The 26,339-nt window shown below is 63.4% G+C and carries 24 protein-coding genes; 14 read left to right on the top strand and 10 right to left on the bottom strand.

The window, feature by feature from the left end; genetic code table 11:
• Nucleotides 1-6 precede the first annotated feature (6 nt).
• Entirely contained in the window at nucleotides 7-1,908 is a 1,902-nt protein-coding gene (locus tag AC6JBC_RS11865; protein ID WP_498024444.1) for a hypothetical protein, read from the top strand.
• Here AC6JBC_RS11865 and AC6JBC_RS11860 read toward each other — a convergent pair.
• Together AC6JBC_RS11860 and AC6JBC_RS11855 are read right to left on the bottom strand one after the other, a co-directional pair.
• Nucleotides 1,870-2,328: a nucleoside deaminase gene (locus tag AC6JBC_RS11860; RefSeq protein ID WP_498024443.1), complete on the bottom strand. Its 459-nt coding sequence runs from the start codon at nucleotides 2,326-2,328 to the stop codon at nucleotides 1,870-1,872. The genes AC6JBC_RS11865 and AC6JBC_RS11860 overlap by 39 nt on opposite strands.
• Before the next feature lie 39 nt (nucleotides 2,329-2,367).
• Nucleotides 2,368-2,589: a hypothetical protein gene (locus AC6JBC_RS11855; RefSeq protein WP_498024442.1), complete on the bottom strand. Its 222-nt coding sequence runs from the start codon at nucleotides 2,587-2,589 to the stop codon at nucleotides 2,368-2,370.
• A gap of 155 nt (nucleotides 2,590-2,744) precedes the next feature.
• Here AC6JBC_RS11855 and rpmB point away from each other — a divergent pair, with 155 nt between their 5' ends.
• On the top strand, nucleotides 2,745-3,038 hold the full coding sequence (gene rpmB, locus AC6JBC_RS11850; protein ID WP_196225248.1) for a 50S ribosomal protein L28: 294 nt from the start codon (nucleotides 2,745-2,747) through the stop codon (nucleotides 3,036-3,038).
• Between the two features lie 111 nt (nucleotides 3,039-3,149).
• Here rpmB and AC6JBC_RS11845 read toward each other — a convergent pair whose 3' ends face one another.
• A complete protein-coding gene (locus AC6JBC_RS11845; protein ID WP_498026072.1) occupies nucleotides 3,150-4,151 on the bottom strand; it encodes an esterase-like activity of phytase family protein in 1,002 nt (333 codons plus the stop codon).
• Nucleotides 4,152-4,404: 253 nt separating this feature from the next.
• Here AC6JBC_RS11845 and AC6JBC_RS11840 point away from each other — a divergent pair, with 253 nt between their 5' ends.
• Complete coding sequence (locus tag AC6JBC_RS11840) at nucleotides 4,405-4,815, top strand: hypothetical protein (protein ID WP_498024441.1); 411 nt, start codon at nucleotides 4,405-4,407, stop codon at nucleotides 4,813-4,815.
• Nucleotides 4,816-4,947: 132 nt separating this feature from the next.
• On the opposite strand, the gene AC6JBC_RS11835 is transcribed toward AC6JBC_RS11840, so the two are convergent.
• Nucleotides 4,948-5,175: a circumsporozoite protein gene (locus AC6JBC_RS11835; RefSeq protein WP_498026071.1), complete on the bottom strand. Its 228-nt coding sequence runs from the start codon at nucleotides 5,173-5,175 to the stop codon at nucleotides 4,948-4,950.
• Between the two features lie 215 nt (nucleotides 5,176-5,390).
• Here AC6JBC_RS11835 and AC6JBC_RS11830 point away from each other — a divergent pair, with 215 nt between their 5' ends.
• The 5 genes from AC6JBC_RS11830 (at nucleotide 5,391) to AC6JBC_RS11810 (ending at nucleotide 11,917) form a co-directional block, all read left to right on the top strand.
• Nucleotides 5,391-6,362 carry an ArsR/SmtB family transcription factor gene (locus AC6JBC_RS11830; protein WP_498024440.1) on the top strand — a complete coding sequence of 324 codons (972 nt, stop codon included), beginning with the start codon at nucleotides 5,391-5,393 and terminating at the stop codon, nucleotides 6,360-6,362.
• The gene (gene metF, locus AC6JBC_RS11825) at nucleotides 6,359-7,294 is read left to right on the top strand and encodes a methylenetetrahydrofolate reductase (protein ID WP_464788062.1); all 936 of its coding nucleotides are present in this window, start codon (nucleotides 6,359-6,361) and stop codon (nucleotides 7,292-7,294) included. The genes AC6JBC_RS11830 and metF overlap by 4 nt, the downstream gene beginning before the upstream one ends.
• On the top strand, nucleotides 7,291-8,337 hold the full coding sequence (locus tag AC6JBC_RS11820) for a homocysteine S-methyltransferase family protein (RefSeq protein WP_498024438.1): 1,047 nt from the start codon (nucleotides 7,291-7,293) through the stop codon (nucleotides 8,335-8,337). The genes metF and AC6JBC_RS11820 overlap by 4 nt, the downstream gene beginning before the upstream one ends.
• Nucleotides 8,338-8,437: 100 nt before the next feature.
• Entirely contained in the window at nucleotides 8,438-11,038 is a 2,601-nt protein-coding gene (gene metH / locus AC6JBC_RS11815; RefSeq protein ID WP_498024436.1) for a methionine synthase, read from the top strand.
• A gap of 12 nt (nucleotides 11,039-11,050) precedes the next feature.
• Entirely contained in the window at nucleotides 11,051-11,917 is an 867-nt protein-coding gene (locus tag AC6JBC_RS11810; protein WP_498024435.1) for an SGNH/GDSL hydrolase family protein, read from the top strand.
• A gap of 7 nt (nucleotides 11,918-11,924) precedes the next feature.
• On the opposite strand, the gene AC6JBC_RS11805 is transcribed toward AC6JBC_RS11810, so the two are convergent.
• Complete coding sequence (locus AC6JBC_RS11805) at nucleotides 11,925-13,070, bottom strand: serine hydrolase (protein ID WP_498024434.1); 1,146 nt, start codon at nucleotides 13,068-13,070, stop codon at nucleotides 11,925-11,927.
• A 158-nt stretch (nucleotides 13,071-13,228) separates the two neighbouring features.
• Between AC6JBC_RS11805 and AC6JBC_RS11800 the strand changes: the two genes are divergently transcribed.
• A complete protein-coding gene (locus AC6JBC_RS11800) occupies nucleotides 13,229-14,074 on the top strand; it encodes an alpha/beta fold hydrolase (protein ID WP_498024432.1) in 846 nt (281 codons plus the stop codon).
• Nucleotides 14,075-14,085: 11 nt separating this feature from the next.
• On the opposite strand, the gene nadB is transcribed toward AC6JBC_RS11800, so the two are convergent.
• From nadB to purM, 5 genes are all read right to left on the bottom strand, one after another.
• Nucleotides 14,086-15,705 (bottom strand): L-aspartate oxidase, encoded by a 1,620-nt coding sequence (nadB, locus tag AC6JBC_RS11795; RefSeq protein WP_498024430.1) that lies wholly within the window; start codon nucleotides 15,703-15,705, stop codon nucleotides 14,086-14,088.
• Nucleotides 15,706-15,709: 4 nt separating this feature from the next.
• Entirely contained in the window at nucleotides 15,710-16,162 is a 453-nt protein-coding gene (locus tag AC6JBC_RS11790) for an endonuclease domain-containing protein (protein WP_498024429.1), read from the bottom strand.
• Complete coding sequence (locus tag AC6JBC_RS11785) at nucleotides 16,162-17,088, bottom strand: ABC transporter ATP-binding protein (protein WP_498024427.1); 927 nt, start codon at nucleotides 17,086-17,088, stop codon at nucleotides 16,162-16,164. The genes AC6JBC_RS11790 and AC6JBC_RS11785 overlap by 1 nt, the downstream gene beginning before the upstream one ends.
• A gap of 115 nt (nucleotides 17,089-17,203) precedes the next feature.
• A complete protein-coding gene (gene purN / locus AC6JBC_RS11780) occupies nucleotides 17,204-18,154 on the bottom strand; it encodes a phosphoribosylglycinamide formyltransferase (protein ID WP_498024426.1) in 951 nt (316 codons plus the stop codon).
• A gap of 127 nt (nucleotides 18,155-18,281) precedes the next feature.
• On the bottom strand, nucleotides 18,282-19,376 hold the full coding sequence (gene purM, locus AC6JBC_RS11775; protein WP_498024424.1) for a phosphoribosylformylglycinamidine cyclo-ligase: 1,095 nt from the start codon (nucleotides 19,374-19,376) through the stop codon (nucleotides 18,282-18,284).
• 245 nt (nucleotides 19,377-19,621) lie between these two features.
• Here purM and AC6JBC_RS11770 point away from each other — a divergent pair, with 245 nt between their 5' ends.
• From AC6JBC_RS11770 to argB, 5 genes are all read left to right on the top strand, one after another.
• Entirely contained in the window at nucleotides 19,622-20,824 is a 1,203-nt protein-coding gene (locus tag AC6JBC_RS11770) for a heavy-metal-associated domain-containing protein (protein WP_498026070.1), read from the top strand.
• Nucleotides 20,821-21,453 (top strand): P-loop NTPase family protein, encoded by a 633-nt coding sequence (locus AC6JBC_RS11765; RefSeq protein WP_498024422.1) that lies wholly within the window; start codon nucleotides 20,821-20,823, stop codon nucleotides 21,451-21,453. The genes AC6JBC_RS11770 and AC6JBC_RS11765 overlap by 4 nt, the downstream gene beginning before the upstream one ends.
• A 10-nt stretch (nucleotides 21,454-21,463) precedes the next feature.
• The gene (locus tag AC6JBC_RS11760; RefSeq protein ID WP_498024420.1) at nucleotides 21,464-23,602 is read left to right on the top strand and encodes an RNA degradosome polyphosphate kinase; all 2,139 of its coding nucleotides are present in this window, start codon (nucleotides 21,464-21,466) and stop codon (nucleotides 23,600-23,602) included.
• Between the two features lie 6 nt (nucleotides 23,603-23,608).
• Nucleotides 23,609-25,123, top strand: coding sequence for a Ppx/GppA phosphatase family protein (locus tag AC6JBC_RS11755; RefSeq protein WP_498024419.1), 1,515 nt, complete (start codon nucleotides 23,609-23,611; stop codon nucleotides 25,121-25,123).
• A 274-nt stretch (nucleotides 25,124-25,397) separates the two neighbouring features.
• Complete coding sequence (argB, locus tag AC6JBC_RS11750; RefSeq protein WP_498024418.1) at nucleotides 25,398-26,303, top strand: acetylglutamate kinase; 906 nt, start codon at nucleotides 25,398-25,400, stop codon at nucleotides 26,301-26,303.
• Nucleotides 26,304-26,339 lie beyond the last annotated feature (36 nt).

The following is a 26,339-nucleotide window of genomic DNA, read 5'->3' as shown; positions in this document are numbered from 1 at the left end:
CCGGCCATGAACTTGCAAAGCGGCTTCACCCTGCGGGAAAGATCCCGGCGCGCCCTCGTCTGGACGTCTGCATGGGCGCAGGTGCACTGGAAATGGCTGACCTTCCTGATGTGGGTCGCGGCCGTGACCTGGCTGCTCTATTCGCGCTGGCCTGCCATCCACTGGCTGACGCTCAACGATACCGACGACAATATGCGGTATTTGCAGGTTAGGGACTGGCTGGCGGGGCAGGGGTGGTACGATCTACGGCAGTATAGGCTGGATCCGCCTGCCGGGTTCAACATTCACTGGTCGCGGCTGGTCGATCTGCCGATTGCGGCGTTGATGCTGTTCTTCCGCGCTTTCCTGGAGCAGGGGCTGGCGGATCGGCTGGCCTGCGCCATCGCGCCGACGCTACCCTTATTGCCGCTGATGCTGGGGCTCGGCTTCATCGCGCGCCGCCTCGCTGGGGGCAATGGCTGGATACTGGCCGCCCTGGCTCCTTTCGCCGCGCAGATGGGCATCAGCATGTTCCTGCCGATGCGGATCGACCACCATGGGTGGCAGCTGGCCCTGACGGTGCTGATGCTCGCGGGGCTGATCGACCGTAACTGGTTGCGCGGCGGCATCGTGGCGGGGGTGAGCAGCGCGCTGTCGATCACCATCGGCATGGAGATGATCGTCTATCTGGCGGCGGGCGGGGCGCTGATCGCGCTTCGCTGGGTATTCAAGGAAGGCGCGGCGAGGCGGATGCTGCCCTATGCGGTGAGCCTTGCTGGCTCGGTTTCCATCCTGTTCCTGCTCTTTGCCAGCTACGCGAACCGGCAGATGGTGTGCGACGCTATCTCGCCTATCTGGGTCGCCATATTCGGGGCAGTGGGCGCGGGCATGACGCTGCTGGCACTGCTGCCACTACGCAGCTGGCAGGCCCGGCTGGGCGCTGGCGTGCTGGTGGGGGGCGCCGTCGCGGCCTTTGCATGGCTGAACTGGCCCCAATGCCTGACGGGCGCCTATCAGATTTCGCCGGAACTGGAGCGGCTGTGGCTGGCCAATATTCGTGAGGCCAAGCCGATCACGGTTCAGGCGTGGAGCCTGATCGTGCCGCTGATGGCCATTCCCGTCGCAGGGCTGTTCGGTCTGATCTGGGCGCTTTGGGAGTCGCGGCGCGATAGCGATCGGCTGTGGGCCTGGGCGACGGTCGGTCTGATGATGCTGTTCTCGACGGCGCTGCTTTTTTGGCAGTTGCGGGCCGGACCAGCGGCGCAGCTTCTCGCCATCCCGGCGGCGGCGTGGGCCGCCCATCGTGTGCTTCAGCTTATATTCTTCGGCAGGCCTCTTGCGCGGGTGTTCGGCATCGTCGGAGCCGCGCTGCTCGCCGTGGCCGCATTCGCGACGCCGCTTTATCCGCAGATCAATCAGTTGTGGGCCAGCGTCACCGGCGAAAAGCTAAAACCGCAACGCCCGGCGGCGAAAACTCGACTACAGTCGATCAGCAAGGCCAATGGCCGCTGCCGGTCGCTGCCCGCGCTGGAGGTGCTGAACCAGCTTCCTTCCGCTACCATTTTCACAATGGTGGACCTGGGGCCGCGCCTGATCGCGACCACGCATCATAGCGCGATCGCGGGTCCCTATCATCGCAACGGCAAGGTGATCCTGGACCTGCATCATGCCTTTGACGGATCGGCAGACGGGTTCCGGCCGATCGCCGCGCGGCATCATGCGACCTACCTGCTGATCTGCCCCGGCTTTCCGGAAGGGACGGTTTACCAATCCCGCAGCCCCCGCGGCTTCTATGCAGGGTTGATGCGGGGTGATGTTCCCGGCTGGCTGCATCCCGTGGCGTTGAAGAGCGGCTTTGCCTTGCCCTACACCCTCTATCGCATCGATTATTCAGCGGCGGGCAGCGAAAAAGTCACGCAGCAGCGCTGACGCTTCCGCTTCGCCCAGTCCGCCATAGACTTCAGGGCGGTGCAAGCATTGGGGTTGCGTGAAAAGTCGGGGGCCTTGCTCGACCGCTCCGCCCTTGGGGTCGGCAGCGCCATAATAGAGCCGGGCGATGCGCGCGTGGGATATGGCCCCCGCACACATGGGGCAGGGTTCCAGCGTTACCCAAAGGTCGCAGCCGGTGAGGCGGAAATCGCCCAGCCGTTCTGCCGCAGCTCGAAGCGCGACGATTTCGGCATGGGCGGTCGGGTCACAATCGCGCCTGTTGCGATTCTCTCCTTCGCCAATGATCCGCCCCTCTAGCGTGACGACGGCGCCGATCGGCACCTCACCCGCAAGTTCCGCCGTGCGTGCGAGTTCGAGCGCGCGGCGCATGGGTTCGGGAAGCGGAAAGGGCGGTGCCATCCGCCAGCCCTTACAGCATAGCTATCGTCTATAAAATGATCAGGGCTTCTTCACATCGACGGTTGGCACTTCGACGGTTTCGTTCCGCGTGCCCACTTCGACCTTGGCCACGTCGGCCTGGAACTTCGGCATTTGCCCGCCTTCCACGGCGATTTTGGGCAGGCTGCCCTCCTGGGTCTTTTGCAGGTCGATGAAGCCGGTCGCGATGCCAGCAGCCAGCATCAGCAAAACAATTACCAACAAGCCACCAATGAGTCGCATTGCTCCCTCCTTTCGTCTATCGGCTGCAAACGTCCGAGCCGTGGAAAGGGTTGCGAAAGCGATCCGATCTGGCCGGTGGGCGGGTTGACGGCTTTCCGGAATCCCGCTACTGGCGCCGCTTTCCGAACGAACATGAACTACAAGGTTGATTGACTATGTCGCGCATTTGCGAGCTGACCGGCAAGGGCCGCCAGGTGGGTCACAATGTTTCCCACGCCAATAACAAGACGAAGCGCGTGTTCCTGCCCAACCTGCAGAATGTGTCGCTGATTTCCGAAACGCTGGAAACCACCGTCAAGCTGCGCGTGTCGACGCATGGCCTGCGTTCGGTTGAACATAATGGCGGGCTGGACAACTGGCTGCTGAAGACCAACGACGACAAGCTGTCGCTGAAGGCGCGCCGTCTGAAGCGCGACATCGTCAAGAAGCAGGCCGCTCCGGCCGCCTGATTCGGTTCGATTCGTTTCGGCTTTAAGAAGCGGCCTGGAAACGGGCCGCTTTTTTGCGTGCCGGGAGGATGCGCCCGCACGTCATTCCTGCTGCCTGATGCTGCTTTTTTCTCAATGGGTGCGGGGCGCCCCGCGCAGCGCGAATTTCAGCAGCAGGGTACGCTGAAAAAATTCATGATTATCGTCTGACACGATCCAGACGATAGTGCGCCCGGCCTCGCGCGTGATAGCCAGCCCTTCGAAGTTATCGGCCAGCAGGGGTGGAGCAAGACGGGCGATAGTGCGGGCGGTCAACCGATCGCCGGATTCCGGATGGGATGGCAGCTCTATGAGGGCCAGAGTGGCCGTGAACAGATCGCGCAGCGTCACGCGGCGATTGAGCACCAGAATGTGAGTGTCATCCAGAACGACGGCATCCGTCGGACGATAGCCCCGTGGCGCTACATAGCGAAGGTGCATTGGCGATGCGGTGCTTTGCTCCGCCGGGTCTCCGGCAAAGAGCAGCGTGTCATGGCTTCCATCCGCCGTCATTCCCATTTCCGCGATCACGAGGAAGCGCCCGTCGGGTAAGCGCGCCATGGATTCGATCGAGCCCGTTTCCGGCCAGGCTTCTATCTCCGGCCAAGTGCGGCACGTTTCCACCCGCGAAAAGCCGGGGGCGTAGCGGCAGATGCGCTGAAGCATCTCAAAGCCGACCCAGTAGCGATCCGATTCCGGATCATGGGCCATCGCCTCTGAATCCCACGCCCACCATGGCTGGGATCCGTCCTGCGCCCTGATTGGCAGGGGAGCGATGAAGGGATGGCGGCTATCGAGGGCGGGGTTGACCGCGAAACCCATCAGAGTGCCGGAATCGCTCAGCGCCAGAACCTGTCCCTGCTGATCTACCAGCAGGGATGAGATGCCGCCAAATCCATGGTGCGGGCTGCTGAGTTGCCAGCCTCCCAGATAATCGAGAGGGCCGATGCTGTGAATAGCTGGATCGGACGCGTTTAGTGGCAGGGCGCGCGCGGTAACGAGCAGCGGACCAGGCCCAAATAGTTCAGGTTTGTTCTTGTGGGGCGCCGGCAAAAGCAGGATCGCAAGCAGCAGGACGATCAGAATACGGCGCATCGCCCCGCCATAGGCAATCCGGCCTGCCGGACCAACGGCTGATTGCTCATATATGCTGTTCGCCTGCGGGACAGGGGCCAGTTTTTCCGGTGCGGTGATGAGTGGCAACCCGCTGGGGACGGTGCTTTTTATCTGAACGGTGGCTGACACGCCCATTCAGGCTTGGCTCAATGCGAATCGGCCAAAAGGGGTGCAATCGATGGGGCGGCGGAGACGCGCCGGAGTCGGTAACGAGATGATTGAGGAGCACGCCATGAAGACCAAGTTTCTGATCAATATGGGGGCCGCGCTGGCAATGGGCGTTGCTTCCTTGGCCGTAACCGCCGCGCCTGCGCAGGCACGCGACGGCTGGGGCCGTTATGATCGCGGCGACTATTATCGCGGCGATCGGGGCTATCGCGGATACCGGGGTGATTATTATCGCGGCTATCGTGGCGACCGCTACTATCGCGACAATTATTATCGTGGCTATCGTGGTGGCTATCGCTGCCGGGACAATGGCACGGGCGGCACGATCATAGGCGCGATCGCCGGTGGCCTGCTGGGCAATGAAATCGGCAAGGGCAGTGGCCGCTATGGCCGCCGCGGCGACGGCACGACGGGCGCGATCCTCGGGGCAGGCGTGGGTGCGTTGGCTGGCCGGGCGATCGATCGGGACTGCTGATCAGCCGCCCATTGGTGGATAGCGGAGGGCTGCCCCAAAAGGGCGGCCCTTTTCATTGAAATCGCGCATCCCAAAAGAAAAGGGCCGCTCCGTTGCCGGGCGGCCCTGTTTCCAAAAATCCCGAGAAGGGAATTACATCGCGTTCGCGGCAGCGTTCGATGCAGCGTTGCTGGCGTTCGAAGCGGCGTTGCTGGCGTCCGAAGCAGCATTCTCGGCAGCGTTCATGGCGTTGTCAGCAGCATTCGAAGCGTTCTCAGCAGCATTGGCCGAAGCATTGGCGGCGTTGTCTTCGCCCTTCGAGCAAGCAGCGAGGCCGAGCGAAGCGGCGAGAACGAGCGAAAGAGCAATCGACTTGGACATGGGCAAACCCCTCTCAGAGATAAAAACGTCGCAGACCACTCTCGGAGAAAAGTTCACCCCCCATTGCGCCTGCGGGGCCGATTCGTAATGCCTTGGATCACTCAAGGCAATCCCCATAGTGCGACTCGCCAATTTCCGGGCTTCCACTTCCATGGCCTGTTTGAAGGGCGGCAGGCCCATTGACGTATATAAAGATTTCTTTATATGATGTGCCCATGAGCGCCGCACTCGACATTTTTCGCGCCCTTGGCGATCCGACGCGGCTGCGCATCATCTATCTTCTGCGCGCCATGGAGCTTGCGGTCGGTGAAATCGCGCAGGTCGTGGGGCAGAGCCAGCCGCGCGTATCCCGCCACGTCCGTATCCTTGCGGAGGCGGGTCTGGTCGAACGGCGCAAGGAAGGCAATTGGGTTTTCCTGCGACTGGTCAGGGGCGAGGCCATGGCGCCTTTCCTGACCCTGTTCGATCAGCTGGTGCCGTCGGAAAGCGAAGATTTGTGGCAAAAGGCCGACCTTGCCCGGCTGGCGGCGGTTCGTGCGGATCGGTCACGGGCGGCGGAAAGCTATTTCGCGGAACATGCCGAGGAATGGGATGCGATCCGGTCGCTGCATGTGCCCGATGTCGATGTCGAAGCGGCCATGACCGCGCTTTTGAGTGCGGAGGCGATCGGCCATTTGCTCGATATCGGCACGGGTACGGGCAGGATGATCGAGCTGTTCGGGCGCTCGGCGGGTCAGGTTACGGCGCTCGACCGTAGCCCCGATATGTTGCGGCTGGCGCGGGCCAAGCTGCCTGCCGATGCAGGTGACAAATATGCGTTGGTGCTGGGCGACTTCGGCGCCCTGCCGCTGGAGCCGGGCAGCGTGGACACCGTGGTTCTGCATCAGGTTCTGCATTATGCGCAGGCGCCCGAAGCGGCGATTGCGGAAGCGGCGCGCGTCACCGGTGCAGGCGGCCGGGTGCTGATCGCCGATTTCGCGGCGCATGAACGGGAAGAATTGCGGCTGCGCGATCAGCATGCGCGGCTTGGCTTTTCGGACGAGCAGATCGAAAGCTGGTTTGCGGACGCAGGTTTGGAGCTGGAACGGGTGGAAGTGCTGCCCGGCCAGGAATTGACGGTAGTATTATGGCTGGGCCGCCGCCGGGGCGCGCGAATCCTGCCTATCGAAGGACGACTTTCCCTATGACCCTGAGCTTCCAATCCGTCGAAGAAGAGGCCGCGCGGGCTTGGCAAGCGCCGCTCTACGCCGATCTGGCGGGCGATCTGAATGTGAGCTTCGAATTCTTCCCGCCCAAGACGGAGAAGATGGAAGAGCAGCTGTGGTCGGCGATCGAGACGCTGACGCCGCTCGCGCCTAAGTTCGTGTCGGTGACTTATGGCGCTGGCGGTTCGACGCGGGAGCGGACGCACAATACGGTGGCGCGGATCGCGAAGGAAACGCCGTTGTCGGCTGCCGCGCACCTGACCTGTGTCGCGGCGAGCAAGGCCGAGATCGACGAGGTGGTGGACGCCTATTGGGAAGCGGGTGTGCGCCATATCGTTGCCCTGCGCGGTGATCCGCCGGAAGCGGGCACGAAGTTTCAGCCGCATCCTGAGGGTTACAAGGGCGCAGCGGAACTGGTCGAGGGTCTGCGCAAGCGTCACCCGTTCGAGATTTCGGTGGCCGCTTATCCCGAAACGCACCCGGATGCGTCCTGCGCCCAGAGCGATATCGATAACCTCAAGCGCAAGCTGGATGCCGGTGCTAGCCGAGCGATCACGCAATTCTTCTTCGAACCCGAAACCTTCTTCCGCTTTCGTGATACGGTGGCGGCGGCGGGCATCACGGCGGACATCATTCCGGGCATCATGCCGGTGAGCAACTTCGCGGCGGTTCAGCGCATGTCGGCCATGTGCAATACCGATGTGCCCGGCTGGATGGGCAAGCTGTTTGAAGGACTGGATGACCTGCCCGCCGCGCGGCAACTGGTGTCTGCGACGCTGGCGGCGGAATTGTGCCGCAAGCTGTACGCGGGCGGGGTGCGTGACTTTCATTTCTATACGCTCAACCGGGCGGAACTGAGCTATGCGATTTGTCACTTGCTCGGGCTTCGGCCGCAATTGGAGAAGACGGCATGACCGCCGAGGCACGTTTCCGCGCAGTCGCGGCCGAGAAGATCATGATATTCGACGGCGGCTATGGCACGTCGATCCAGAAGCATGGGCTGACCGAGGCGGATTATCGCGGCACGCTCGACCTGACAAAGGATCAGAAGGGCAATAACGACCTTCTGTGCCTGACCCGGCCTGATATCGTCGAGGGCATCCATACCGCCTATCTCGACGCCGGGGCGGACATGATCGAGACGAACACTTTCTCGTCCACGAAGATCGCCATGGCCGACTATGGTTGCGAGCATCTGGTGCGGGAGATCAACATCGCCGCCGCGAACCTAGCCCGCAAGGCGTGCGAAGCGGCGACGGCCAAGGACGGGCAGCCGCGTTTCGTGGCGGGGTCGATCGGGCCGACGAACAAGACGCTGTCGATCTCGCCCGACGTGAACGATCCGGCCTATCGCGAGGTTGATTATGACACGCTGAAGGCCGACTATCGCGAGCAGTGCGACGCGTTGATCGATGGCGGGGTGGATTTCCTGCTGGTCGAAACCTGCTTCGATACGCTGAACGCCAAGGCGGCTGGGATGGCCGCGCGCGAGGCCGAGGCGGCGGCGGGGCGGCCGGTGCCGTTGATGCTGAGCTTCACGATTACCGACATGTCGGGGCGCAACCTGTCCGGGCATACGATTAACGCCTTCTGGTATTCGCTGCGGCATTTGAAGCCGCTGACCATCGGGGTGAATTGCGCCTTTGGGGCGGATTTGCTGCGGCCTTATTTGAGCGAACTGGCGAAGAATGCCGATACGCTGATCCTGGCCTATCCCAATGCTGGCCTGCCTAATGAACTTGGGCAATATGATGAGCTGCCGGAGACGACGGCTTCGCTGATCCGCCAGTGGGTGGATGAGGGGCTGGTCAATATGGTCGGCGGCTGCTGCGGCACGACGCCCGCGCATATCGGCGCGGTGGCGAAGGCGCTGGCAGGGCAGAAGCCGCGACAGGTGCCGGAATTGCCGGTGGTGACACGGTTGGCTGGGCTGGAGCCCATGCATATCGCTGCTTAAGATATAAACGTCATCCCAGCGAAAGCTGGGATCTCGTGCCTCAAGGGGCGCGCTTCAAATCAGGAGACCCCAGCTTTCGCTGGGGTGACGAGCGAATAAAATGACCCAGACCTCCACCGCCACATTCGTCAACATCGGTGAGCGCACCAACGTCACCGGCTCGGCCAAGTTCAAGAAGCTGATCATGGCGGGCGACTATGCCGCTGCCATCGACATCGCCCGCGATCAGGTGGAGAACGGCGCGCAGATTGTCGACGTCAACATGGACGAAGGGCTGCTCGACGCGGTCGAGGCGATGACGACTTTCCTCAAGCTCATGACTTCGGAGCCGGATATCAGCCGCGTGCCGGTGATGATCGACTCTTCCAAATGGGAAGTGATCGAGGCGGGGCTGAAATGCGTGTCGGGCAAGCCGATCGTGAACTCGATCAGCATGAAGGAGGGCGAGGAGGCTTTCCTGCATCATGCCCGCCTCTGCATGGCCTATGGTGCGGCGGTGGTCGTCATGGCCTTCGACGAAACCGGGCAGGCCGACACGCAGCAGCGCAAGGTCGAGATTTGCGAGCGCGCCTACAAGCTTCTGGTCGGCATCGGCTTTCCGCCCGAGGACATTATCTTCGACCCCAATATCTTCGCCGTGGCGACGGGGATCGAGGAGCATAATAATTACGGCGTCGACTTCATCGAGGCCTGTCGTGAAATCAAGAAACGCTGCCCGCATGTCCATATTTCGGGCGGGCTGTCGAACTTCAGCTTCTCCTTCCGTGGCAATGAGCCGGTGCGGCGGGCGATGCATTCCGTCTTCCTCTACCACGCCATTCCGGCGGGTCTGGACATGGCGATCGTCAACGCCGGGCAGCTCGACGTCTATGACGCGATCGACCCGGCGCTGCGCAAGGCGTGTGAGGATGTGCTGCTGAACAGCGACCCGGAGGCGGGCGATCGGCTGGTGGAGCTGGCCGAAAGCTTCAAGGGCAAGGATGCGGCGTCCGAAAAGGCGGCAGAGGAGTGGCGCGGCTGGCCGGTGGCCAAGCGACTGGAACATGCGCTGGTCAAGGGCATCGACATGTATGTGGTCGAGGATACCGAAGAGGCCCGTCTGGCCGCCGTCAAGCCTATCGAAGTGATCGAAGGCCCGCTGATGGACGGCATGAATGTCGTCGGCGACCTGTTCGGTGCGGGCAAGATGTTCCTGCCGCAGGTGGTGAAGTCCGCCCGCGTCATGAAGAAGGCGGTGGCGCACTTGCTACCCTTCATAGAAGCGTCGAAGGAACCGGGCGCCAAGGGCAAGGGCCGGATCATCATGGCGACGGTCAAGGGCGACGTTCATGACATTGGCAAGAACATCGTCGGCGTCGTGCTTCAGTGCAACGGCTTTGAAGTCATCGACATGGGCGTGATGGTGCCGTGGCAGGACATCATCAAGGCGGCGAATGAGAATGATGCCGACATGATCGGGCTGTCCGGCCTCATCACCCCCTCGCTGGATGAGATGGTGACGGTGGCGCAGGAAATGCAGCGCGCCAACATGACCATGCCGCTGCTGATCGGCGGCGCGACCACTTCGCGAGTGCATACCGCGCTGCGCATCGATCCGGCCTTTACCGGCCCGGTCGTTCATGTGCTGGACGCCAGCCGCGCGGTTGGCGTGGCGACGGCGCTCGTTTCCGAAACGCAGAAAGCCGATTTCGTCCAGAAGACGAAGGATGACTATGACCATGTCCGCAAGGCGCGCGAAGGCAAGGGGCAGAGCCAGCTGCTGTCAATCGAGGATGCCCGTGCCAACGCATTCGAGATGGATGAGGCGCTGAAGGCGCCCCGTCCGCTGCTGCCGGGTATCCACGGCTTCCCCGATTGGGACCTAAAGGACCTGATCAACTATATCGACTGGACGCCTTTCTTCCGCGCTTGGGAACTGGCGGGCAATTATCCGGCGATCCTGGAGGATAAGGTGGTGGGCGAAAGCGCGACCAGCCTGTTCAACGATGCGCAGAAGATGCTGGACAAGATCGTCAGCGAGAAGTGGCTGACGGCGCGCGGAGTGGTCGGGCTGTGGCCCTGCCGCCGCGAGGGCGACGACATCATCGTCCATGTCGAGGACGAAAAGCATGTCACACTGCCGATGCTGCGCCAGCAGATCGCCAAGCGCGAGGGCCGGGCAAACATGTGCCTTGCCGATTTCATCAGCCCCAATGGCGACTGGATGGGCGGCTTTGCCGTGTCGATCCATGGCATCGAGCCGCATCTCGCGCGCTTCAAGGCGGCTATCGATGACTATTCGGACATTCTTTTGAAGGCGCTGGCCGACCGTCTGGCCGAAGCCTTTGCCGAGCGACTGCACCATTATGTCCGCACCGCTCTGTGGGGCTATGCGGAGGGCGAGCAGTTGACCAACGAAGCGCTGATCCGCGAGCAATATCGTGGCATCCGCCCGGCTCCCGGCTATCCTGCCTGTCCCGAGCACAGCCTGAAGCCGCTGCTGTTCGACATGCTGGACGCGCATCATGCGACGGGCATCACGTTGACGGAGAGCTTTGCCATGCTGCCGACCGCAGCGGTCAGCGGCTTTTACTTCGGCCACGCGCAGGCGGAATATTTCGGCGTGGCGCGCGTGGGCAGGGACCAGTTGGAAGATTATGCGCAACGGCGCGGGATTGACCTGGAAACGGCGGAGCGTTGGCTGCGGCCGAATCTGGATTGAGGAGCAAGGCCGATGCGGCGGTTTTTCCGGACTTCCTTCCCTCGCTTTTTCCTGCTGGGGTTGGTTGCTGCCGTCACCGGCTGCGCGCATGACCAGAGCGTTCGGCACGATGGCGGCATTGCTCCGGGATCGGTCTATGTGGCGATGGGCAGTTCCTTCGCTGCAGGGCCGGGCATTGTGCCATCCGCGAACAGCAAGCCGGCCATGTGCGCCCGCTCCGCAAACAATTATGCCCAGCAGCTTGCAAAACGGCGTGGGCTGGAACTGATCGATGTCAGTTGCAGCGGGGCGACGACCAGCGGGGTACTCGACGGTTGGGCTGGCATCCGCCCGCAGATTGAAGCGCTGACTGCGGAAACGCGGCTCGTCACCATCACCATTGGCGGCAATGATGTGGGCTATATCGGGGGGCTGATGGGGGCGTCCTGCCGTCAGGTGAATGCGGCGAGCGGGGTTCGCTGTCCGCCCACCCTGGCGCCTAAGGAAGAAAGATGGACGGCGCTGGACGCAGCGCTCCGCCGTATCGCGGCCGAAGTGCGGCAGCGCGCGCCCAAGGCCAAGCTGATATGGGTCGATTATCCTGTGGTGCTTCCGGGGAAAGGCCTTTGTGCTGCCACGCCGGTTTCTCCTCAAGATGCGGATATGGCGCGGGCCATGGCGAAACGGCTGGCGGCGCTGACGGCGCGCGTGGCGCGGGAGACCGGCTCATCCATTGTTGCGGCCTCGCGCCTTACCGTCGGTCATGATGTCTGTGCACCGGACCCGTGGATGAACGGTTATCCGGTGCAAGGCGGCAAGCCGGTCAGCGCGCCCTATCATCCCAAGCTACCGGGCATGACCGCCATTGCGGCCGCGCTCGACAGGATGCTTGATCGCTAAGGCGGCGTTACCGCTTTTCGTGGTTCGCGGCCACGGCCTTTGCCACCGCCTGCATGAGTTGCCAGCGCGTCGGGATCGATTCGGTGGTGCTGCCGATCATTACCGCGACCGCATAGCTTGTCCCGTCCGGCGCCGTCATGATGCCGACATCGTTGAAGCCGGTCGAGCGGGCGCCCAGTTCCTGCCCGGTCCCGGTCTTATGCAGATAATGCCAGCCAGCGGGGACGCCGCCCTTGATACGCTGCGGCCCGGTCTTGGCTTCGCTCATGATGGACATCAGCAATTGGGCCGAAGCGGGAGACAGCATGCTGCCTTCCTTGAGCTTGGCGAGCGCCTGCACGATCGAAGAGGGCGCGGCGCCATCAGGCGGGCTGGCGAGATAATTGTCGAGCGCCTTCGCTCGCGCCGCCATCGGCAGTTTGGCGCGAGCCGCGTAGAAATTGCGGCCGATCGAATAATCCTGTCGCCACTCCAAACCTGCGGTCGTCGCCTGTAGCAGCCGTTCGCCCGGCCCGAAACGGATATCCTTGATATAGCGGCGGGAAAGATAGGATCGCACAGCCTCCGGCCCGCCAACCGCGCGTAGCAGGGTGTCGTTCGCCGTATTGTCGCTTTGCGTCATCGCGCGGCGCATCAGGTCGGAATAGGTGGTCGTCCATCCGCTGTTGCCCACCAGCGCTGCACTCGGCTGGTGGAACAGGGTCAGGTCTTTCCGCGTGATCGTCGCCGAATCGGACAGGCGGATCTTGCCGCGATCCACCGCGTCAAGGAACGTCATCGATACCCAGAGCTTTGACACGCTTTGTTGCGGGAACAGCGAATTGCCGTTCCACGCTACGGTCCAGTCGCTGCCGATGCGGCGAACGGCGATGCCGACTTTCCCGTTGAAGCTCTGACCCAGGTTACGAACGACGCTGACGAGAGCGGGGGGCGGCGTTTCGCGTTGATCGACCTCCAGCGCCTGGAAAGGCTTTGGCGGATTGGCGACAGGCTTGATCGGGAAGGTCGATGTCGTGGGCTGCACCCGCTGCGTGGCGCGCGCATGAGGTTCCACAGGGGCGCTGACACAAGCCGAAAGCGCCGCCATCAACAAGACAAGACGGGCCGAACCGCCATAAGGACGCGCGTCGCGCCCGTCATTTCCATTCTTCATCTGCGTCCCCGCGCTCTCCCTACCTCTCTTGGTGGCGCGAGCCTTCCGACTGACAAGGTTCATGCGACGAATGATTCCACAATTGCGATGTAAGGAGTCTGAACGGAATGCTTCTTGCGCTCAGTTAAGGTTAAGCCGCGACCGGGGATGGAGACGAGATGAACATAGAGGTTTTGGACCGGCGAACGCTCCTGCTGGGCGCCGCGGCTGCGGCGGGCGCGCTGATGTTCGGCAGTGCGGCTTTGGCGGCGCCGTTCGTGTCGCGCAGGATCGCCGTGACAGTTCGGGGCACCGGACGCGACGTGGTATTGATAGCAGGGCTGGCGAGCGGGCCGGGGCTGTGGAATGGCGTGATGGCGGCTTTGCCGGGCTATCGCTGGCACCTTGTCCATGTGCGCGGCTTTGCGGGATTGGCAGCCGATGCCAATGCGAGCGGTCCCCTGATCCAGCCACTGGCGGATGAGATTGCGCGCTACATCAGTGCGGCAGGGCTGCGGCGGCCAGCGGTCGTCGGGCATTCCATGGGCGGTACGCTGGCTATGATGCTGGGGCTGAAGGGGGTCGCTGGACGATTGATGGTGGTCGATATGCTGCCGGATGGCGCGGCCATGGTGGGCGGCACGGCGCGCGGCATGGGCTATCTTGCCGACCAACTTAGCCAATATTTCACGGGCACCAAGGCAGGGCGGAGCTACCTTGCGCAGATATTGGCGCAAGCTCCGGGCGCGAGGGGCAGTGACCCGGACGTCATTGCCAACGCCCTTCGCGACCTCGCCAATATCGACCTTGGTCCGCAGCTTGGCCGTATCAGCGTGCCCATGGAGGTCGTTTACGCCACCGGGTCCGATGCCAGTCAGGCGGCGCAGATCGGTCGAAACTTTCGCGCGGCCTATGCTGCCAAGAAGGATTTGACGCTGACGCCGATCGGGCCGGGCGGCCATGTCATCATGGCGGATCAGCCTGCGCGGTTCAGTGCGGCGGTGAAGCAATTCCTGACGAGCTGAGCCGCCTGGCATCAGGGCGCCAGCACCGTATCGACTGCTTGCGGAAGCATGTCCGGATAGTCCAGCGTGTAGTGCAGGCCCCGGCTTTCCTTGCGTCGCAGAGCGGATCGCACGACCAGCCTCGCCACCTCAAGCAGGTTGCGCAACTCAATGAGGTCGGGCGTCACGCGGAAATGGCCGTAATATTCGTCCACTTCCTTCGCGAGCAGGTCGATGCGGTGCTGCGCGCGCTCCAGCCGCTTGGTGGTGCGGACGATGCCGACATAGTCCCACATGAAGCGGCGGATTTCCTTCCAGTTGTGCTGGACGATGACCTCTTCGTCGGAATTGGTGACGCGGCTTTCGTCCCATGGCCGGATTGGCGGGGGGGAGGGTAGCTCATCCCAATGCGCGCGGATGTGTCGGGCCGCCGTTTCGCCGAACACGAAACATTCGAGCAGCGAGTTGGAGGCCAGACGGTTGGCGCCGTGGAGACCGCTTTCGGTGACTTCGCCCGCGGCATAGAGGCCGGGCATGTCGGTTCGTCCGTCGAGATCGATGGCCACGCCGCCGCAGGTATAATGTTGAGCGGGCACCACGGGGATCGGCTCCTTGGTGATGTCGATGTCGAGGTCGAGCAGCCGGGCGTAGATGGTCGGGAAGTGCTGCCTGACGAACTCCGGTTCCTTGTGACTGATGTCGAGATGGACATAGTCGAGGCCGAGCCGCTTGATTTCATGGTCGATAGCGCGGGCGACGACATCGCGGGGGGCGAGTTCGGCGCGGGGGTCGAAGCGGGGCATGAAGCGTTCGCCGCCGCCGGGGACGCCGGGGGGCAGCTTCAGATGCCCGCCCTCACCGCGCACCGCTTCGGTGATCAGGAAATTCTTGACCTCCAGATTGTAGAGGCAGGTCGGGTGGAACTGGTTCATTTCCATGTTGGAAACGCGGCAACCCGCACGCCAGGCCATGGCGATGCCGTCGCCGGTCGCGCCGCGTGGCGCTGTGGAGAAGAGGTAGGTGCGGCCCGCGCCGCCGGTGCAGAGGATGGTCGCCTTGCCCAGCAGCGCATCGACATGCTTGGTCCGTTTATTGAAGGCGTAGACGCCCCAGACATGGCCGTCGCCTGAATAGCGCTCGCCATGGCGGGATGTGATGAGGTCGATGGCGACCATATCCTCCAGCAGGGTGATGTTGGGGTTGGCGCGCGCGGCCTTGAGCAGGGCGACCTGCACCGCGTGGCCGGTGGCGTCATCGACATGGACGATGCGGCGGTGGCTGTGGCCGCCCTCGCGCGTCAGGTGCCAGCGTTCTCCGAACTCTTCGCCCCCCCCCTCTTCATTCGGATTAAAGGGGACGCCCAGCTCCGCCAGCCTTTCGATGGCGGCGGGGGCTTCGGAGACGACGAACTCCACCGTTTCGCGGTTGTTGAGGCCTGCGCCTGCGACCATGGTGTCGTTGACATGGGCTTCGAAACTGTCGCCCGCGTCGAGGACAGCGGCGATGCCGCCCTGCGCCCAGTTGGTCGAGCCGCTGTCGAGCGCGGCTTTGGCGAGGACGACGACCTTGCGGTCCTGCGCCAGGTTGATGGCGGCGGTAAGGCCTGCCGCGCCGGAACCGATGATGACGACGTCGTGGGTGGTGGTGGGCATGGACTTACTCGCTCCCCTCCCGCAGGCGGGAGGGGTTGGGGGTGGGCAAATGCGCAAGCGTGGTGGCTATGTGTGACATCACACCTTCCAGCTTGGTCAGCACATCTGCATTGGTGAAGCGCAAAATGGAATAGCCTTGGGCGCGGCAATAGGCGTCGCGGCGGGCATCATAATCGGTTCTGTGGTCGTGGGTGGAGCCGTCTAGTTCTATGATGAGCTTGGCTTCGCGGCAGAGGAAATCGGCGAAATAGGGGCCGATAGGGATTTGGCGGCTGAATTTGTGGCCTGCGAGTTGGCGATTGCGGAGGTGCTGCCAGAGGAGGCGTTCGGGTGGTGAGGCTTCGTTGCGGAGGGATTTGGCGCGGGTGGTTGCGCGTGGTTTGAAAGGTCGCGCTGGCCCACCCCCCAACCCCCTCCCGCTTGCGGGAGGGGGAGCCGTATCGGCATCATTAACCACTAAGCCGCTGCCGTCAGGTTCAGGAAGACGTCCTCAAGATCCGGGTCTCTCGTGACGACATCTACGATCGAGAGGCCGCTTGCCTGGACGGCGCTCAGCACCTGCCCGGCATTGGCGCGGTCTTTCATATAGGTGATGGTCAGCGTGCGCGGGTCGGATAGCTCGACCTTTTCGAAGCAGGGGGCATCGGGCGCGGCGGTGATGTCGCGATCGACGGTCACCTGCACGACCTTTTCCTGCGCCATCGCGATCAGTTCCCGCGTCGGCTTGTCGGTGATCAATCGGCCATGGTTGATGATGCCGATGCGGTCGCACAGTTCCTCGGCTTCTTCGAGATAATGGGTGGTGAGGACGATGGTCACGCCCTGCGCATTGAGTTCGCGCACATAGGCCCAGAGTTGCTGGCGCAGCTGGACGTCCACGCCCGCGGTCGGTTCGTCCAGTACGAGGATCGGCGGGGAGTGGACCATGGCCTTCGCCACAAGCAGGCGGCGCTTCATGCCGCCGGACAGGGTGCGGGCATAGGAATTGGCCTTGTCCTCCAGATGGACGGCGCGCAGCAGTTCTAGCGAGCGGCGGCGTTCCTTGGGCACGCCATAATAGCCTGCCTGATTCTCTAGTGTCTCGAACGGCGTGAAGAAGGGATCGAAGACGATTTCCTGCGGCACGATGCCGATGCTGTTCTTGGCATTGCGGGGGTTCTGGTCGATGTCGAAGCCCCAGATTTTCGCGGTGCCGCTGGTCTTGTTGACGAGGCCAGCGAGGATGTTGATCGTGGTAGACTTGCCAGCGCCATTGGGGCCGAGCAGGCCGTAGATCTGGCCGCGCGGTATGGTGAGGTTGATATTGTCGAGCGCGCGTTTTCCGCCCGCATAGATTTTGGTGAGATTGGTGATCTCGATGGCGGCGGTGGGGCTGTCGGTCATGGCTGCCTATGTGGTGCGAAACCGCTGAAAATGGAAGTGGAGGTGCTCCTGCGCAGGCAGGAGCCCAGTTCGGCCGTTTCAACTGGGTTCCTGCCTGCGCAGGAACACGCCTTCCCTAGAACTGGTCAGCGATGTCCATGAGGCCGTGCAGCTTGCGCGGGGCGATCTCACGCCAGCTTTTGTGAAGCCGGTCCCCGATATGGTCCCAATCGGTGTCGCCAAGGTCGAGGCGGATGCCGACCCAGCCGTCGCCGAAATAAGCGGGGCGGAAATAGCGGGCGGGATCGCTGTCGATCAGCATCGCCTGTTCTTCGGGCGCGGTGATCTTGACGAGCAGGGCGGTGATGTTGTCGCCATGATGATCATGGCTGAAATAGGCGAATTTCTTGCCCTTTTCGATGCCGAAGCAGGGCATGCCGTGCGACGTCACCTCGTCCGCCTGGGGGAGGGCGAGGGCGCGTTCGCGGACTTTGGCGAGCAGCCATTCGGGCTGGCGTTCGCGGGTCACGAAGTCGGCGAGGGTGCGGGAATAAAGCTGATGCTCGGCGATGAGGATGCGCGCGGCGAGGCTGTCGGCGGTGTCGTCGGGGAGGATCGCGACTTCGGTCTGCGCCAGCACCGGGCCGTCGTCCAGTTCGCTGGTGACGACATGGACGGAGCAGCCCGCATGGCTGTCGCCCGCGTCCAACGCCTTCTGGTGGGTGTCGAGGCCCTTATATTTGGGGAGCAGGCTGGGGTGGATGTTGAGCATCCGGTTTTCCCAGCCTGCGACGAATTCGGGCGAGAGCAGGCGCATGTAACCGGCAAGGGCGACATAGTTTGCGCCAGCCTTGCGGAGTTCGCTGTCGATGATCTGGTCGAACTCGGCGCGTTTGAGGCCCTTGTGGCTTTGGGCGAAGGTGGGGATGCCTTCGGCCTGGGCGAGGGTGAGGCCAGCGGCGTCCGGATCGTTGGCGGCGACAAGGACGAGCTCATAGGGGCAGGACGGATGCTTGGCGGCGTACAGCAGCGCCGCCATGTTGGACCCGCGTCCGGATATGAGAATGCCGACTTTTGCCTTCACCATATAGACCCCATTCGGGCTGAGCTAGTCGAAGCCCCGCTCTTTCCTGAAGAGAAGTGAAGCCGTTGAGCAAGCTCCCCTGTCGGGCGACAAGCTCAGGGCGAACGGCTTTCTTATTTGACCCTCTGATCTAGCCCAGATGCGTGGCGGTCCAGTCGGCCTTGGCGCTCCAGGTCTCCTGGCTGCCCTTGACGGTGCAGCCTTTTTCGCCCGCTTCGACGATGCCGACGCGCACGACCGTTTCGCCTGCGGCTTCCAGCTCGGCGGTTACGCTGTCTGCTGCGTCCGCGTCCACCGCGAGCACCATGCCGACGCCGCAGTTGAAGGTGCGGGCCATTTCTTCCGGCTCGATATGGCCCTGCGCTTGCAGGAAGGCCATCAGGCGCGGCTGTTCCCAACCGTCGGCATCGACGACCGCATGGCAGCCTTCGGGCAGGACGCGGGGGATGTTTTCAAGGAGGCCGCCGCCGGTGATGTGGGCGAGGGCGTTGATCTTGCCGCCGCGTACCAGCGGAAGGAGCGGCTTCACATAGATGCGGGTCGGGGCCATCAGCGCGTCGATCAGCAGTATTTCATTGTCGAAGATGGCGGGGCGGTCGAGCTTCCAGCCCTTGTCGGTGGCGAGGCGGCGGACGAGGGAGAAGCCGTTGGAGTGGACGCCCGAGGAGGTGAGGCCGAGGAGGACGTCGCCGGCCTTCACCTTGTTGCCGGTAAGGGCCTTCGACCGTTCCACCGCGCCGACGCAGAAGCCGGCGAGGTCATAGTCTCCGGCGGCATACATGCCTGGCATTTCGGCGGTCTCGCCGCCGATGAGGGCGCAACCGGCCTGCTTGCAGCCTTCGGCAATGCCCGCGATGACGCGTTCGGCGACGCCGCTCTCCAGCTTGCCGGTGGCGTAATAGTCGAGGAAGAAGAGCGGCTCCGCGCCCTGCACGATGAGGTCGTTGGCGCACATGGCGACAAGGTCGATGCCGACGCCATCATGGCGGTCATGATCGATCGCGAGCTTGAGCTTTGTGCCGACGCCGTCATTGGCCGCGACCAGCAGCGGGTCGTCATAGCCAGCGGCCTTCAGGTCGAAGAAACCGCCAAAGCCGCCCAGTTCCGCGTCAGCGCCGGGACGGCGGGTCGCCTTGGCAAGGGGGGCGATGGCACGGACCAGCGCATTGCCTGCCGCGATGTCCACGCCAGCCTTGGCGTAGCTGTAGGATTCGGTGTCGCTCATGCCCGCGCCCCCTAAAGCATTTTCGAGCCAGATGGAAACATCTGGCGGCTCGGAAAATGCGGCAGTCCAGAAAACGCACAATGACGCGGAAAACGGAACGGCAAATGGGTTGCCGCTTGGCAGATGGGGGAAATCTCGCCAAAAGGGCGCGCGTGAGCCTGTCCACTGCCTTCCAAAGCCAGATTTTCCGGCCTTCGTCGCTGATCCGCCGCTTGTCGCGGCCCGTCCAGATTCTGGGCGCGATCATGCTGGGCCTCGCTGCCGCAGCCTTGTTCGCGCAGATGGAGGGCGAACGCGGCGTGCCGCCGATCGCCAGCGGGGGCGATTATCAGGTGGGCGGCATCAAGGTCGACGTGATGGGCAAGGACGCCAATAGCGCTCGCCTCGCCGGATGGCGGCTGGCGCAGCGGCAGGGGTGGCGGATGCTGTGGACGCGCACCCATGGCGCGGCGGGTGTGCCCAGCCTGTCCGATTCGCAGCTAGAAGCGATGATATCCGGCATTGAGATCGAATATGAGCAGATCGGGCCGACGCGCTATGTCGCGACGCTCGGCATATTGTTCGACCGCGCGCGCACCGGGCAACTGCTGGGCGTGTCCGGCCATGTCATGCGTTCGCCGCCGCTGCTGGTGATCCCGGTGATGTGGGATGGCGGGGCCGCCGTGTCCTATGAACGGATCAACGAATGGCAAAAGGCCTGGGCGCGTTTTCGCACCGGGGATAGCGCCATCGACTATGTGCGCGTCAGCGGTTCGATAGCCGACCCCGTCCTGCTGAATGCCGGTCAGGTGGGGCGGCGCGGGCGGCTGTGGTGGCGCGTGTTGCTGGATCAATATGGCGCGGCCGATGTGGTGGTGCCGATCGCGCGGCTTCAGCGGGAATATCCCGGCGGTCCGGTAACGGGCACCTTTACGGCGCGCTATGGGCCGGACGATACGTTGATCGGCAGTTTCTCGCTGCGCGCGTCGGCTGAAAGCGCGATCCCGCAGATGCTCGATGAAGCGGCGCGGCGGATCGATCAGCTTTATACCACCGCCCTCAATGACGGCCGCCTGCGGCCCGACCCGTCGCTGATCATCGAGGAGCCGGTCGATCCGGACGCGCTCGCGATCGAGAATGGGACCGAACAGTCATTGGAGACGACCGAAACGCCGGTGTCATCGGCGACGACCAGCAGCGTCTCGATCCAGTTCGACACGCCCGATGTAGGATCGGTGGCGCAGGGCGAGGCGGCGGTGCGGTCTATCGTGGGCGTCAGGTCGGCGGCGACCAGCAGCCTTGCTCTGGGAGGAACTTCGGTGATGCAGGTCAGCTTCGACGGCAGCGTCGATGCCCTGCGCGCCGGGCTTCAGGCGCGGGGCTTCACCGTATCGGGGTCCGGCAATGTGCTGCGCATCAGGCGGGGCGGCGCGGCGCTTGGCGGAGCGGGAACATCGGCGCCGCAATGAGCCAGATCAGCCTGCCGTTCGAATGGCCAGGGCAGGGGACGGACGATGACTTCCTGGTCAGCGACGCCAATCATGTCGCCGTCCGCCATCTGGAAAATTGGCGCGAATGGCCTTTGGCGATCAGCGTGTTGAGTGGCCCGGCCCGGTCGGGGCGGTCGATGCTGGGTCGCCGTTTTGCCGCGATGAGTGGCGGCATGGTGATCGACGATGCGCAGGGGCAGGACGACCGGCAGCTGTTCAACGCCTGGAACGATGCGCAGACGAGCGCCAAGCCGCTGCTGTTGATCGGGGACAGCGCGCCGACGTTGTGGGACGTGGCTCTGCCGGACCTGCGATCGCGCCTTGCCGCCGCGCCGCACGTCGCGATCGAGCAGCCTGACGAGCCGCTTGCCCTGGCGCTTGTCGAACGGGCGCTTGGCCGGGCTGGTTCGCGCTATGCGCAGGATCTGCCCGACTGGCTGCTGCGCCGGATCGAGCGCAGCTATGCCGCGATCGCCGAGGCTGTTCGCCTGCTTAATGAAGCGGCATTGTCATCGGGACGTAAGATTTCTGTCGCTATGGCCAAAGAGAGCCTGCAAGCGGCGGGTTTCTTGCCTATAGTGGCGGACGATCCGCACCCCTCATCATAGTGAGAGAGACGTGGCCGAAGCTGATCCGTCCGCCAGCCTGACACTGCCCACCGACCGCTATTTCAACCGGGAGCTGTCCTGGCTGGCGTTCAACCAGCGCGTGCTGGAAGAGGCGATGAACCCGGCCCACCCGTTGCTGGAGCGGCTGCGTTTCCTGTCGATTTCCGGCGCGAACCTGGATGAGTTTTTCAGCGTGCGCGTGGCGGGCCTCAAAGGCCAGCAGTTGCAGGATGTCGATATGCGGTCGGCCGATGGGCTGACCCCGGCGCAGCAACTTGCCGCGATCACCGACGAAACCGCGCGGCTGATGACGGCGCAGCAGAAGGTCTGGGGCGCGCTGCATGGTGAACTGACGCGGGTCGGGATCGAGGTCATGGGGCCTGCGAGCGAGATCGATGCGGCCAGCGAGACATGGCTGCGCGAGCATTTCCTCAGCCAGGTTTTTCCGATCCTGACGCCACAGGCGCTGGACCCGGCGCATCCTTTTCCCTTCATCCCCAATCAGGGGCTGTCGATCGTCTTTGACCTCGAAAGGCTGTCGGACAAGCAGCCGATCCGCGAACTGGTGATGATCCCGTCCTCGCTCGCCCGCTTCGTCCGCATGCCCGGCAATCCGGCACGCTACATGGCGTTGGAGGCGGTGATCCGTCGTTTCTCCGGCGATCTTTTCCCCGGCTATCGGGTACGCAACAGCGGCGTGTTCCGCATCATCCGCGACAGCGATATCGAGATTGAGGAAGAGGCGGAGGATCTGGTCCGCTATTTCCGCAGCGCCATCAAGCGCCGCCGCCGGGGCCGCGTGATCCGCATGGAGATTGAGGAGCGCATTCCCGAGCCGGTCGAGGAAATGTTGCAGGACATGCTCCAGGGGCATGAGGCGATCATTGCCGAGGTCGAGGGCTTTGTCGGCATTGGCGACCTGAGCGGCATCGTTGAAGAAGACCGGCCGGATTTGAAGTTCGAACCCTATGCGCCCCGGTTCCCTGAGCGCATTCGTGAATATGGCGGGGATTGCTTTGCGGCGATCCGGGCGAAGGACATTGTCGTCCATCACCCCTATGAAGCGTTCGATGTCGTCGTTTCGTTCCTGAAACAAGCGGCGTCCGACCCGGACTGCGTCGCGATCAAGCAGACGCTGTATCGCGCGGGCAAGCAGTCGGCGATCATCCGCGCGCTGATCGATGCCGCCGAAGCGGGCAAGTCGGTGACGGCGGTGGTCGAGCTGAAGGCCCGGTTCGACGAGGAACAGAACCTGATGTGGGCCGATGCGCTGGAACGGGCTGGCGTTCAGGTGGTCTATGGCTTCATCGACTGGAAGACGCACGCCAAGGTGTCGATGGTGGTCCGGCGCGAAGGGGAGGCGTTCCGCACCTACTGCCATTTCGGCACGGGCAATTATCATCCCGTCACTGCGCGCATCTACACCGATTTGAGCTTCTTCACCGCCGATCCTGCTTATGGCCGCGATGCCGCCGCGCTGTTCAACTATATCACCGGCTATGTCGAACCGCAGAGCCTTGAGAAGCTGGTGATGAGCCCGCGCGACCTGCGCAATCGGCTCTGTCAGCTGATTGATGCGGAGATCGAGCATGTCCGCGCTGGCCGCCCCGGCGACATCTGGGCGAAGATGAACTCGCTGGTCGATCCGGCGATCATCGAGAAACTCTATGCCGCCAGCAATGCGGGGGTGCAGATCGACCTGATCGTGCGCGGCATCTGCTGCCTGCGGCCGGGCGTGCCGGGCATGTCTGAAAATATCCGGGTGAAATCGGTCGTCGGCCGCTTTCTGGAACATAGCCGCATCACCGCCTTCGGCAATGGCAAGGCGCTGCCCAACAATGGCGCGAAGGTTTTCATCAGTTCGGCCGACTGGATGCCGAGGAACTTTGACCGCCGCGTGGAATTTCTGGCTCCTGTGGAGAACCCGACCGTTCACGACCAGATATTGGACCAGGTGATGGTCGCCAACCTGATCGACACCGAACAGAGTTGGGAACTGGACAGCGACGGCCATTATGCCCGCGTCGATTCGACCGATCGGCCGTTCAACCTGCACCGTTATTTCATGACGAACCCGTCTTTGTCAGGCCGAGGTGCGTCTCTGGATAGCGGGGCGGTCCCCACATTGCGCCTGCGCGGACGGGCCTGAACGGTCATGAATTCGATGCTGAGCCAGGTGCGCGCCATCGCTGAAACGATGGTGACCTCCCCCGCCCATGCCAAGGCGCGTACGGCAATCATCGACATCGGGTCCAACAGCGTTCGTCTGGTCGTCTATGACGGGCCACGGCGCATCCCCTTCATCCTGTTCAATGAAAAGGTGATGGCGGGGCTGGGCGCCTCGCTCGGGCGGACGGGACGGATCGAGCCCGAAGCGATGGAGCGCGGATTGCGGGCGGTGGGGCGCTTTGCGCATCTTTGCCGCGAAATGGAGGTGCGGGACGTGCGCTGCGTCGCCACTGCCGCCGTGCGCGACGCCGCCAATGGCGATGAGTTTATCCTGCGCGCCCGGGACATGGGGCTGGAGGTCGAACTGCTGACCGGTGCGCAGGAGGCGGTTGCGGCCGCCTATGGCGTGCTGTCGGGCATACCGGGCGCGGACGGCATTGTCGGTGATCTGGGCGGCGGCAGTCTGGAACTGGCGCGGGTGCGCGACGGCGCGGTGCATGAAACCATCTCGTTGCCGCTGGGCGTGCTGCGCCTGCCGCAGATCCGGGCGAAGGGTCCAGCCGTTCTGGAACGGCAGGTGAAGAAGATGCTGGCGAAGGCGGGCTGGAATGCCGGGCCGGACCTGCCCTTCTATCTGGTGGGCGGGTCGTGGCGCGCGCTGGCCCGGTTCGACATGCAGCTGACCAACTTCCCGCTGCCGGTGGTGCATCAATATGCGATGCCCGCCGCGCGGGCGGAGCAGTTGACGCGGATCGTGTCCCATGTGGGCCGGGCGCGATTGAAGGATATTCCGTCGATCACCGGATCGCGCGTGCCGACTCTGCCCGATGCGGCGGCGTTGCTGTCGGTTGTCGTCCGGCAGTTGAAGTCCAGTGAATTGGTCGTGTCGGCCTATGGCCTGCGCGAAGGGTTGCTGTTCGAAGATTTGCCCGCCGATATTCGCACCCATGATCCGTTGCTGGTCGCCGCGGAAGCGGAAGGCGAGGCGCAGGGGCGTTTTGCGGGCCATGGCGACATGATCGACCGCTGGATCGGGCCGCTGTTCCGCGACGATGAGCCGTCATGGCGGCGCATTCGGCGGGCGGCATGCCTACTCGCCGATGTTGGCTGGCGCGCCAATCCTGATTTCCGCGCCGAGCGGGGGGTGGAAATCGCGCTGCACAGCAATTGGGTGGGCATCACCGCGTCCGAACGGGCGATGCTGGCGCAGGCGTTGTACAGCAATTTCGGCGGAGCCGCCCCGCCTTTGGCAGGGTTTGACGAACTGGCCTCTCCTGCTGCGTTGAATCGGGCGACCTTGTGGGGGCTGGCGATCCGCCTCGGCCAGCGGCTCTCGGGTGGCGTCGAGGGGCCTTTGCTGGCGTCGACGCTGGAGATGGTGGGCGACACGCTGGAATTGCGGTTGAAAGGCGTGGACATGGACCTGTTCGGCGAGGCGGTCGAGCGGCGACAGCGGCATCTGGCGCAGGCCATGGGGGTCAAGTACCGGATGGCCTGGTGAGTGGGGTGGGGTGAAGGCGAACCTTACTCCCTTTCCCCTTCAGGGGAGAGGGCTGGGGAGAGGGGGGCCACCCTCTCGACGTTATAGTCCCCTCTCCCGCCTTCGCTACGCTCGGCACCTCGGCCAGAGTCACGTGCCTCTGGCCGACCCCTGAAGGGGAGAGGGGAAGGCAATTCACTCTGCCGTCATCGCTACACCTGGAACCGGACAGGGAAATGAAAGCATTTTCCCGCCAACTTGCCCCCGCATCTATAAGGTCCTATTGCGCGCGCCCATGAACAGCAAGCACGCCCCAGACCCCGCTCTCCTCGCCAAGGCCGAAACGCTCGTGGAGGCGCTGCCCTATATGCAGCGATATGCGGGGCAGACGTTCGTCGTGAAATATGGCGGCCACGCCATGGGCGATCCCGAGGCAGCGCGCGATTTCGCCGAGGACGTGGTGCTGATGAAGGCGGTCGGCATCAATGTCGTCGTCATCCATGGCGGCGGGCCGCAGATCGGCGCGATGCTGAAGAAGCTGGGCGTCGAATCGCATTTCGTGAACGGCCTGCGCGTCACCGACAGGGAAACGGCGCAGATCGCCGAAATGGTCCTGGCGGGCTCCATCAATAAGGAAATCGTCGGCTGGATTTCCGGCGCGGGCGGGAAAGCTGTCGGCATTTCCGGCAAGGATGGCGGGCTCGTCCTGTGTGAAAAGGTGGGCGATACGCGCGCGCCCGATCCCAATTCGGGCATTGAGCGCAATGTCGACCTCGGCTTTGTCGGCGATCCGGTGAAGGTCGATCGGTCGATCCTCGACACGCTGACGCAAAGCGGCATCATTCCGGTCATCGCGCCGGTGGGCATTGGCGCTGACGGACACACCTATAATGTGAATGCCGACACGATGGCGGGCGCGATTGCGGCGGAGCTTCAGGCTTCGCGCTTCTTCCTGCTGACCGATGTAGCGGGCGTGCTTGACAAGCAGGGGCAGTTGCTGACTGACCTTGACCCGGCGGCGATCAAGGTGCTGCAAGAGGATGGCACGATCAGTGGCGGCATGATCCCGAAGCTGGAAACCTGCGTGAAGGCGGTGGAGGGCGGTGTCGATGCTGCCGTCATCCTCGACGGGCGGGTGCCGCATGCGATGCTGCTGGAGATTTTCACGAAGCGTGGTGCGGGTACTTTAGTGCGGCGGTGAGGGGTTCTCGCACCGTCATCCCAGCGAAAGCTGGGA

This window comes from Sphingobium sp. RC1 (assembly GCF_059738765.1).
This window is presented reverse-complemented; position numbering and strand designations above follow the sequence as displayed.